Genomic DNA, 10,559 nt, shown 5'->3' with positions numbered 1-10,559 from the left:
AGGAGTGATACTGTGAAAAAAATTGCTATCATCATAGATAATTTAATCTTTTTAACTAAAACAATTACATACTTAAAAACAATCTTTAATAAAGCTAACCAGACCATTGCCATCACTACTTATAAAAATATAGCACAAATAGATAAAACCAAATCTTTTGATTTTCTATTAATTAATCAATCCAGTTTAATAACTTACTTACCCATCAAACAATATCTTGATAATCATCCTGATTGCAAAATAATCTTATTAGAAAATAATGATAGCTTTGATCAGTTTCTTTATCTAGATAAAGAAAATTTTTCATCGTCTTTTAACCAGACTCTTTTATCACCTGATGATCATTCAAAACTAAGACTACGAATTAAAAACGATTTTTGTACAATCAATAAAAAAGATATTATCTATTGTCATAGCTGCGGTCATCAAAGTTTTATTCATACTGTTAAAACAACGATTACAACTCGTTACAAACTCTCAAACTTAGAAACAATGATTGCTTCAAATGATTTTTATTTAATCAACCAGTCAGTTTTAATTAACTGGTTTTATGTTGATAAAATCAATAACAGAGAAATTACTTTAAATAATAATACCAAACTAACTATTAGTACCCGTCGTTATAAACAGGCAATTGCTGCTTATCAAAAATACATTATTTCTAAATAACCTTTGGTAACTATCGACAAATCTTGTATAATACTAATGGAGGTTTGATATGAGCACAAATAAAATTTTATTCTTTGATATTGATGGTACATTACTTTCGGAAACAACCCATACAATTTGTGACAGTACCTTTGCGGCAATAAAAAAAGCTAAAGCTAACGGTCATTTGATTTTTATTAATACTGGTCGGCCTTTTGCAACAATTGATGAACAAATAAAAGCATTAGATCCTGATGGTTATGTTTGTGGCTGTGGTACTTATATTCGCTTGCATGATCAAGTTTTATTGAGTAAAACTTTAACTGCTAATCGTTGTAAAGAAATAGTTGATTTATTAAGACAAACAAAGATTGATGGTATTTTAGAGGGAAAAGATTGTGTTTATCTTGATGAAACAATCAATCATCCTATTTTAAGAGAAATCAAAGATCATTATAATGAATTAGGCTTTAAAATACTGAAATTTGATGATCCTAATTTATTATTTGATAAATTTACAGTTTGGTTTGATCAAAACAGTGACTTAAATAGTTTTAAACAAGCTATTAGTGATGATTTCCAATATATTCATCGTGGTGATGATTTTGGGGAAATAGTACCAATTGGTTATAGTAAAGCTACTGGAATTCAATTTTTAGTTGATTATTTTAATTTAGAATTAGATGATGCTTATGTTTTTGGTGACAGTTTTAATGACAAACCAATGTTGGAATATGTTAAGCATGCAATTGTAATGGGTAATGGTGATCCCCAATTATTTGATCTAGCTTATTTAGTTAGTAAATCGGTTGATGATGATGGTATCGACTATGCGTTAAAAAAATTAGAATTAATCTAGCGTTATTAGGTAAATAACGCTTTTTAAATTGTTTTTAAAGATACTTTAAGGTATAATAGCATTGCTTTAAAAAGGAGGGACAATATGGCTGCAATAAGCTATGAATTAAAACATGTTTGTAAACAATCAAATGCTCGTTATGGAATTTTACATACACCTCATGGTGATGTTGAAACCCCAATGTTTATGCCGGTAGGAACTTTAGCTACAGTAAAAGGAATTGCTCCGGAAATGTTAAAAGAAATGGAATCACAAGTGATTCTTGCTAATACATATCACTTATGGTTACGCCCAGGTGAAGATGTAGTAAGCCAGGCTGGCGGTTTACATAAATTTATGAATTATGATGGACCAATCTTAACTGATAGTGGTGGATTCCAGGTTTTTTCTTTAGGAAAAACTAGAAAGATTGAAGAAGCCGGGGTTAAGTTTAAAAGCATTATTGATGGCAGTTCATTATTTTTATCACCTGAAAAATCAATTGAAATTCAAAATAAACTAGGAGCTGATATTATCATGTCCTTTGATGAATGCGCTCCTTATCCATGTGACTATGACTATATGAAAAATAGTGTTGAACGAACTTTACGTTGGGCTAAACGAGGTAAAGATGCACATCAAAATACAGAAAAACAAGCCTTATTTGGTATCGTTCAAGGTGGTGCTTTTAGTGATCTACGTGAAAAATGTGCCAAAGAACTAGTAGCAATGGACTTTCCCGGATATTCAATTGGTGGTACCAGTGTTGGTGAACCTAAAGATGTAATGTATAAAATGGTTGAAGATGCCATTCAATGGCTTCCTGAAGATAAACCGCGTTATTTAATGGGAGTTGGTAATCCAATCGATTTAATCGAATGTGCTATTCGCGGTATTGATATGTATGATTGTGTCTTACCAACCAGAGTTGCTCGCCATGGTGCCGTGATGACAAGTCTTGGGCGGTTAAATATTAATAATGAGAAATTTAAATACGATTTTACACCACTAGATCCTAACTGTGATTGTTATACATGTAGAAATTATACTCGTGCTTACGTTCGCCATTTACATAAATGTGATGAAATCTTTGGTAAAACATTATTATCGATCCATAATGTTTACTTTTTATTACAGTTAGCTAAAGATATTCGTGAAGCGATTAAAAATGATCGTTTATTAGATTTTAAAGAAGAATTTTTGAACCAGTATGGTCATGATGTATATAAGAGGGCGTTTTAAATGAAACTTAGTGAATTTGATTTTAACTTACCGGAAGAATTAATCGCACAGCATCCTTTAGAAAAGAGAGATACTTCAAGATTAATGGTATTAAATCGTCAAAACCAGACAATTGAACATAAACATTTTTATGATTTAGTTGACTATTTACAACCAGGAGATATTTTAGTTAGAAACAATACTAAAGTTATTCCCGCTAGATTATTTGGGATCAAAGAAGCTACTAATGGTCATGTTGAGGTTTTATTATTAAAAGATCTTGGTGATAATACATGGCAATGTTTGGTAGGAAATGCAAGAATTGTAAAAGTGGATACTGAAATCAGCTTTGGTGAAGGTTTATTAAAAGCTAAATGTATTGAAGTTAAAGATGAAGGCATTCGAATCTTTAAAATGATCTATGATGGCATCTTTTATGAAATCTTAGATCAATTAGGAACAATGCCTTTACCACCATATATTAAAGAAAAACTTGATGATCAAAACCGTTATCAAACGGTTTACGCTAAAATTGAAGGTAGTGCCGCTGCCCCTACTGCGGGATTGCATTTTACTGATGAAGTAATTGAAAAAATTAAAGCTAAAGGTATTGAAATCTTAGATGTCACTTTACATGTTGGTCTAGGTACTTTTAGACCCGTTAAAGTTGATGATATTAACGATCATCACATGCATAGTGAGTTTTATATGATCGAACCTGAAGTAGCTGATAAACTAAATCAGGCTAAAGCCAATGGTCAAAGAATCATTGCCGTAGGAACTACTTCGACAAGAACTTTAGAAGCGAATATTAAAAAATATGGTAAATTTAAGGCAACTCATGAAAATACTGATATCTTTATTTATCCAGGCTATCAATATGAAGCAATTGATTGCTTAATTACTAATTTCCATTTACCAAAATCTACTTTATTGATGCTGATTAGTGCTTTTGCTTCAAAAGAATTTATTTTCAAAGCTTATCAAGAAGCTATTGACCAGCAATATCGTTTCTTTAGTTTTGGTGATAGTATGTTAATAATTTAATGGAAGGAATCCTTCCATTTTTTATTTACTTTAATTGTGCTATAATAATCCTATGAAAATTAATTATGACTTAAAATTTAAAGAAGAATTAGAAAAAATAAAAGACCAGCAGCCAACATTATTATTACATGTCTGCTGTGGTCCTTGTTCTAGTAATGTCCTAAAAGAAATTTGTAACTTATTTAAAGTTACCATTTATTATTCCAATTCCAATATCTATCCCGATCAAGAATACTATCGACGTTACCATGAATCATTGGAATTTATTGAACAATTCAATCAAGACTTTAATCAAAACATTACTGTCATTGAAAAACCATATTTACCCCAAGAATATCTAAAAGATCTTTCTAAATACAAAGATGAACCAGAAGGAGGGAAACGCTGTTATCTTTGTTATCAAAAAAGAATGGATGATGCTTATAACTATGCCAGCATTCATCATTTCGATTATTGGACTACTGTTTTAAGTGTTTCACCACATAAAAACAGCCAATGGATCAATGAAATCGGAGCTAGTTATCCTAGTTCGACAACTAAATTTTTATTTAGTGATTTTAAAAAAAATAATGGTTATTTAAAATCAGTTAATATGGCTAGAGAATATAACTTATATCGTCAAAGTTATTGTGGCTGTGTTTATTCATATCAGGAAATGCTGCAAAGAAAAAAGGAGCGTGATGAAAATGGAGCCACTTAATCGATATGGCTTTAAACCATTATCTAAAAGTACTATAATCTTTTATTTACTATGTTCAATCTTTTTAGCATATATCATTGTTATCGCTCTAGTTGAAAATTCACCATATAAAACAATTATTCTTTTGATTGTTTCATTTGCTTTGATTTTGTTTTTTCTATCAATATCAATAATATGCAGTAATCGTAAGATCTTTCTTTTCTTTAATAGCTATATGCTTTATCGTGAAAACCTTAATTTTATTGAATTAATAAAACTAATTTTGATTTATAAAAAAACTGAACAAATTGAATACTTTTTAGATCGTAAAAACTATATTAGTATTGCTTCTTTAGAAATTCAAATTAAAAATATTGATAAGATTTTAACTGACGAAAAAGGCGTGGAAACGACATTTATTTTAACCTTTAACGACCGCCAATCTTTTACTTTTTGTCTAGAAGACACTAAAGAAGCATATCTCCAGTTTTTAACACCATTTATTAAGTATCATGTTAATATCTTAGATCCTTATAATCTAATCGATGGTTTATATCAGCCCCTTAGATTATCAGAATATCTCAAACAAAATTTATAATAAATAGCGGTTCTTACCTATAAGTATAAATACTCATTTTTAGTACTATTACTAGGTAAGAACCATTTTTACTTATTTTTCTTTTAAATTTCTAGTAGCTGGTCCATAAAGCAGTTTCCCATACGCATCAAAAATAGAACCGTGGCATGGACAACACCAAGTTTGATCTTGAAAATTAAATTCTACTACACATCTTAAATGCGGACAATATGGCGATAAATAAACAGTTCGATTTTTACTATCACGATAAACAGCTACTAAAGAACCACGATGATAAATCACCTTACCATGATTAGCTTTTAAATGATGTTCTTTACTTACTAATAAACGATTTTTGATCATTCCATGAAAATTATTTTTCACTAATTTAACTATATCACTGCCTGAACTTAAATAATTACTATTTTTTAAACTATACGTATTAGCATACTTGCTATCACCGCTAATTAATAAGTCATAAATCAATTTACTAGCTACATGACTTAATGTCATTCCCCATTTATCATAACCATAACTAACATATTCAAGATCGTTTAACTTACCAATATAAGGCAATATTCGAAGCGGCTTACTATCTTGTCCATACCAGGAAGCCTTACTTTTTTGATTGATCAGCAAACAATGATGTTGGTCGATCATGCGTTTTGAGTAATTAGTAGTTAAATCTAAAATACTATTAGAATCATTAGCTAAACTTTGATATGTCAAATGTTCTCTTTCTTGTAGCATCTTAAAAAAGAAGCCATTTTGTAAGTTTATAGGAAAACGAGTCATCCAGACTACTTTCTTAGCTTTAGCGATAGTATCATTAACTTTTAAATTTACTAAATCGTTTTCAAGATAACTTTTACTAACTAAAGAATGTTCAAAAATATCAATATGATTACATTCCTGTAATAATCCTTTTAGGTATTTAAGGGGATGAAAGATAGCTTGATTTTCCAGTCCCATTGAAGCTTGATAATTCGGTAATTGATTATCAATAACATCAAAGCCCCACTGTTTAAACATTTCAATTTGCTGCTTAATTTTTTTAGCGTTAGTTTCATCATTAGCACATATATAGGCAGTATTTATTTGATAATCACAATCAATTTGCTTTTCTTTAATGATTTTTGCGATTTCATTAAACGCTTCAATATTCGAATATAAATAATATTTAGCTACTGCCATTGTGTAAGCTTTAGCAAGCTGATAATAGATTACCCCATGTAAATAAGATATTTTACCAGTAGTATGTCCCGTTGTCTGACTAGCTAAAGTATCTTTTTCCAATAAAGCAACTTTTAAATTTTGTTGATTTAAACGCCAGGCTAATGAAATCCCACTAATTCCCCCACCAACAATAATTACATCATATACATCGTTTGCTTTAAATACCGGATAGTGCGGTAATTTACAAGTAAGCTGCCAATAAGATATATTTTCCATCTAATCACCTATTCTTTTTTATTCCCAAAATAAAAAAAATTAAAAAATTTTCAAATAAAAAAAGTAATTTTGTAATTAGCGGGAGATATAAATAATATAAAAAAATTTATGGAGGTCGCTTATGGATACAAAAGAAGTTAATTTATTTATTAAAAAGTTGATTTTAGATGGTGATTTAGCTGCCATGATTATCAACCGCACTATTTATGGAGGTAAACCGGTTGTAAATAATGAGGAATTAGTTGATTTGAATATTCCATTAATTAAAAAAGCTCTTACTGCTCTTTTTTCGGTTGAACAGAATTTTGAATTAATTGGAAAACGGTTTAAAAACCAAATTTATTTAATGTTTATCGCTGAAAGCATGGATGATATTGATCCTGATATTTCTCTTTTATATGAACAAATCTGTTATCAAACTATTCATGATATTGATGATAATGATACTTTTGAAAAACCAAATCTTTATGCATTACAATTACTTTATGGTCGTAAACTAAATAATAATCCTCATAAATACAATTAAAGCAGTGGCTAGCCACTGCTTTTATATTACTCAATTGGTTTTAAATTTTTCATTGAAAAATCTAGAATTGGAGCATCATAAGTAATCGCTCCTGATGAAACAAAATCAACCCCTAAATTGGCAATTTCTAATAATCTTTCTTTCGTAACATTACCCGAACATTCAGTTTGAGCCTGATTACCAATTAGAGCAACTGCTTGTTTCATCGTATCATTATCCATATTATCCAGCATGATAATATCCGCTTTTGCTTGCATTGCTTCTTTTACCTGTTCTAGTGTTTCCACTTCCACTTCAATCTTACGAACAAATGGAGCATAGTTACGAGCTAATTCTACCGCTTTTTGAATGCTGCCAGCAGCTCCAATATGATTATCTTTGATTAAAATACCATCTGATAGATTATAGCGATGATTAGTTCCACCGCCAACTTTAACCGCATATTTTTCAAAAATACGATTATTTGGTGTTGTTTTGCGAGTATCCAATAATTTAGTTTTGCTATCTTTTAAAACTGCTACCAATTCTTTAGTAAAAGTGGCAATTCCACTCATTCGCTGTAAATAATTTAATGCCACCCGTTCACCAGAAAGCAACACCCGAATATCACCAGTAACTTTACCAATCAAATCACCTTTTTTGATTACATCACCATCTTGATAATTCGTTTCCAATTTACAAGCTGGATCCAGTAATTCAAAAGTACGCTGATAAACTTCAATCCCACATAAAATACCATCTTGTTTACAAATCAATTCTACTTGCCCTTGTTTAGCTTCAGGCATAATGGCATTAGTAGTAACATCTTCACTAGTAATATCTTCTTTTAAGGCATTTAAAATATATTCATCAATATTAACTTTCAGATTTACACCATTTATCATAAAATTCACCATCTTTTCTTTTAATTTCATTCATGATTAATTCTTTATTTTCAAGTGCTAATTTATCTTTATCATATTTATCTAAATCGATGATACGATCAATCAATAATGTATCATCAATATGTTCACAAATCTTTTTAGCTGCTCTTTTAGCAAAAACTAAACTTTCAAGTAAAGAATTGCTGGCAAGACGATTTGCCCCATGGACTCCATTGCAGGCAGTTTCGCCAACTGCATAAAGATTTTTCATTGAAGTTTGACCCCAAATATTGGTTTTAATCCCCCCCATTAAATAATGTTGAGCGGGAACAACGGGAATGGGATCTTTAAACATATCATAACCTTCTTCTAAACAGCGATTATAAATATTAGGAAAACGCTCTTTAATTTGGTCATGATCCATATGAATAACTGATAGATAAACATGGTTGGCATTATATTTATCCATTTCCGCTTTAATTGCATTGCTGACAACATCACGTGGTAATAATTCATCCACAAAGCGTTCCATCCGCGGATTTAATAAATAAGCGCCTTCACCGCGTACTGATTCACTAATCAAAAAACTGCGCCCTGGTTTTGTCGTATAAAGAGTCGTTGGATGAATTTGAATATAATTCAAGTTTTCCAGCTGAATATCATTTCTAAGGGCGATAGCAAAACTATCACCAGTAATATGTCTAAAGTTTGATGAATGTTGGAACAAACCACCAATTCCACCAGTAGCTAATATAACTACTTTAGCATTCATTTGATAGTTTTTCCCATCTTTTTCCATGACGATTCCCGAAGCTACATTATTTTTATTAATAATATCTAACATTGTTGCATCTTCAATGATCGTAACATTGTCACGTTGTTTAATTTGCATAATTAGTTTTGATGTAATTTCTTTACCCGTAACATCTTGATGATGCAAGATTCGATATTGTGAATGCGCTCCTTCGCGAGTATAAGCCAGATTCCCTTTACTATCACGATCAAATTCTACGCCATAATCCATTAAATCCTTCATAATTTGAGGTGACTGCTGAATCATGATCTTAACTGATTCGGGATTATTTTCATTTCTTCCCGCTTTTAAAGTATCTTGATAAAAAGCATCAAAATCATCAGCACTTTTTAAAGTACAAATTCCCCCTTGAGCTAAATAAGAATCACTATTTTCAATTTTATTTTTAGTAATCATTAAAATCTTTAAATCAACCGGTAAACACAGCCCAGCAAACAATCCCGCCGCACCAGTTCCTACAATAATCACATCATAATTATTATCCATAATATCATCCTCTTATTTTGCAAGCTCATGCATTCTTTCTAACGGCTTTTTAGCCTTAGCCATAAACTCATCATCTAACTTAACTTCATTTAAATTGTATTTTAAACAATCACGTAATTTCTCTAAAGTATTTTTCTTCATATCCGGACAAACTAGTTTATCACTAGCTAAATAAAACTTCTTACCCGGATTTTGTTTTTGCATTTCATGAATTACCCCTACTTCAGTAGCCACAATAAACTCATCATGTTCATTATCATTAGTAGCGTAATCGATAATTCCAGAGGTACTACCGGCATAATCAGCCATTAAGACACACTCAGGTTTACATTCAGGATGGATTAAAATCGGCGCATTAGGATGTTTTTCCTTAGCCAATTTTAAATCCGCAACCGTTAATTGATAGTGACTTGGACAATGTCCATCACAGAAAAGAAAATTCTTTTCAGGCATCATCTTAGCAATATGTCTTCCTAGATTTTGATCAGGAATAAACAAAATATTTTTATTTGGTAAAGCTGCCACGATCTTTTTAGCATTAGATGAAGTAACACAAACATCAGCTAAAGTTTTAATTCGCGCAGTTGAATTAATATAACATACTACGCATAAATCATCATACTGCTCTCTCATTTTTTTAATAAAAGCTTCGTCAACCATATGTGCCATTGGACAATCGGCATTACAATCAGGCATTAATACGGTTTTATTTGGACTCAATAACTTAGCACTTTCACCCATGAATTCCACTCCGGCAAAAACAATTACATCCTGCGCACAATCAACAGCAATCTTTGATAAATAATAAGAATCACCCAAATAATCGGCAATATCCTGGATTGCCCCATCTACATAATAATGTGCTAATATAACAGCATTTTTTTCACTTTTTAATTGCTTAATTTCTTCAATAATCTCTTTCATTATATTTCCCCATTTACTATATTATATTAGGTATAAATATCCCACAAAACTATTATAATGTCAAGTGAAAATATTAACAAGAGCTTATCTAATATTTCTAGTTAAATTTATTAATTTATTTCAAATAACTTAAAAATAATGTCTATCTCTAAAACATCGCCACTGTTTGATACTTAATAGTAATTTCTTTTTATAATCATCAAAAACTTATTACAAAATATTTACTTAAATATCTATTATGACAAATATAATACTTGATTTTTGATGATAAATATGCAATTATATAAGTGCAATTAGATATTCCAAATGAAAAGGATGAGGTGCGACTCATCCTTTTCGCTGTTTATAAGCGGGTCATTTATTTAGTTAGTCTTCTTTAGACCTTACTAAATATAAGATTACTACTAATATAATTAGATATTCCATGAGGAATTATCTCTTTCATAATCTTTTTGACCCGCCTGAAGAACAATGTACCATTGTT

General features: G+C 30.4%; 11 protein-coding genes. 7 read left to right on the top strand and 4 right to left on the bottom strand.

Features of this window, described 5'->3' with window-relative positions; translation table 11 throughout:
• The 6 genes from J7M77_RS04430 to J7M77_RS04405 all read left to right on the top strand — a co-directional run.
• On the top strand, positions 1-669 hold a 669-nt coding region (locus J7M77_RS04430; RefSeq protein WP_296876400.1), incomplete at its 5' end, for a LytTR family DNA-binding domain-containing protein.
• Positions 670-718: 49 nt separating this feature from the next.
• The gene (locus J7M77_RS04425; protein ID WP_296876398.1) at positions 719-1,507 is read left to right on the top strand and encodes a Cof-type HAD-IIB family hydrolase; all 789 of its coding nucleotides are present in this window, start codon (positions 719-721) and stop codon (positions 1,505-1,507) included.
• An 84-nt stretch (positions 1,508-1,591) separates the two neighbouring features.
• A complete protein-coding gene (gene tgt, locus J7M77_RS04420) occupies positions 1,592-2,728 on the top strand; it encodes a tRNA guanosine(34) transglycosylase Tgt (RefSeq protein ID WP_296876396.1) in 1,137 nt (378 codons plus the stop codon).
• Positions 2,729-3,754, top strand: a complete 1,026-nt coding sequence (gene queA / locus J7M77_RS04415; protein ID WP_296876394.1) for a tRNA preQ1(34) S-adenosylmethionine ribosyltransferase-isomerase QueA — start codon at positions 2,729-2,731, stop codon at positions 3,752-3,754.
• Between the two features lie 52 nt (positions 3,755-3,806).
• A complete protein-coding gene (locus tag J7M77_RS04410) occupies positions 3,807-4,454 on the top strand; it encodes an epoxyqueuosine reductase QueH (RefSeq protein WP_296876392.1) in 648 nt (215 codons plus the stop codon).
• A complete protein-coding gene (locus tag J7M77_RS04405; protein WP_296876390.1) occupies positions 4,441-5,031 on the top strand; it encodes a hypothetical protein in 591 nt (196 codons plus the stop codon). The genes J7M77_RS04410 and J7M77_RS04405 overlap by 14 nt, the downstream gene beginning before the upstream one ends.
• 72 nt (positions 5,032-5,103) lie before the next feature.
• Here J7M77_RS04405 and J7M77_RS04400 read toward each other — a convergent pair whose 3' ends face one another.
• A complete protein-coding gene (locus tag J7M77_RS04400; protein WP_296876388.1) occupies positions 5,104-6,462 on the bottom strand; it encodes an FAD-dependent oxidoreductase in 1,359 nt (452 codons plus the stop codon).
• Positions 6,463-6,583: 121 nt separating this feature from the next.
• Here J7M77_RS04400 and J7M77_RS04395 point away from each other — a divergent pair, with 121 nt between their 5' ends.
• Entirely contained in the window at positions 6,584-6,988 is a 405-nt protein-coding gene (locus J7M77_RS04395) for a hypothetical protein (protein ID WP_296876387.1), read from the top strand.
• Between the two features lie 26 nt (positions 6,989-7,014).
• On the opposite strand, the gene nadC is transcribed toward J7M77_RS04395, so the two are convergent.
• From nadC to nadA, 3 genes are read right to left on the bottom strand one after another with little or no spacing between them, the layout of a single operon-like run.
• Positions 7,015-7,872 carry a carboxylating nicotinate-nucleotide diphosphorylase gene (gene nadC, locus J7M77_RS04390; protein ID WP_296876385.1) on the bottom strand — a complete coding sequence of 286 codons (858 nt, stop codon included), beginning with the start codon at positions 7,870-7,872 and terminating at the stop codon, positions 7,015-7,017.
• Entirely contained in the window at positions 7,844-9,151 is a 1,308-nt protein-coding gene (locus J7M77_RS04385) for an L-aspartate oxidase (RefSeq protein WP_296876383.1), read from the bottom strand. Before J7M77_RS04385 ends, nadC begins: the two co-directional genes overlap by 29 nt.
• A 12-nt stretch (positions 9,152-9,163) precedes the next feature.
• Positions 9,164-10,075, bottom strand: coding sequence for a quinolinate synthase NadA (nadA, locus tag J7M77_RS04380; protein ID WP_296876381.1), 912 nt, complete (start codon positions 10,073-10,075; stop codon positions 9,164-9,166).
• Between the last annotated feature and the right edge of the window lie 484 nt (positions 10,076-10,559).

The sequence above is a fragment of the Thomasclavelia sp. genome (assembly GCF_017889095.1).
Taxonomy (GTDB): domain Bacteria; phylum Bacillota_I; class Bacilli_A; order Erysipelotrichales; family Coprobacillaceae; genus Thomasclavelia.
The sequence above is the reverse complement of the archived record's forward strand: the minus strand, read 5'-3'. Positions and strand labels throughout refer to the sequence as shown.

Excerpts from the sequence above, each read along its gene's own strand:
- J7M77_RS04425 (WP_296876398.1), top strand. The coding sequence starts at position 719 with ATGAGCACAAATAAAATTTTATTCTTTGATATTGATGGTACATTACTT.
- tgt (WP_296876396.1), top strand. The coding sequence starts at position 1,592 with ATGGCTGCAATAAGCTATGAATTAAAACATGTTTGTAAACAATCAAAT.
- queA (WP_296876394.1), top strand. The coding sequence starts at position 2,729 with ATGAAACTTAGTGAATTTGATTTTAACTTACCGGAAGAATTAATCGCA.
- J7M77_RS04410 (WP_296876392.1), top strand. The coding sequence starts at position 3,807 with ATGAAAATTAATTATGACTTAAAATTTAAAGAAGAATTAGAAAAAATA.
- J7M77_RS04405 (WP_296876390.1), top strand. The coding sequence starts at position 4,441 with ATGGAGCCACTTAATCGATATGGCTTTAAACCATTATCTAAAAGTACT.
- J7M77_RS04400 (WP_296876388.1), bottom strand. The coding sequence starts at position 6,462 with ATGGAAAATATATCTTATTGGCAGCTTACTTGTAAATTACCGCACTAT.
- J7M77_RS04395 (WP_296876387.1), top strand. The coding sequence starts at position 6,584 with ATGGATACAAAAGAAGTTAATTTATTTATTAAAAAGTTGATTTTAGAT.
- nadC (WP_296876385.1), bottom strand. The coding sequence starts at position 7,872 with ATGATAAATGGTGTAAATCTGAAAGTTAATATTGATGAATATATTTTA.
- J7M77_RS04385 (WP_296876383.1), bottom strand. The coding sequence starts at position 9,151 with ATGGATAATAATTATGATGTGATTATTGTAGGAACTGGTGCGGCGGGA.
- nadA (WP_296876381.1), bottom strand. The coding sequence starts at position 10,075 with ATGAAAGAGATTATTGAAGAAATTAAGCAATTAAAAAGTGAAAAAAAT.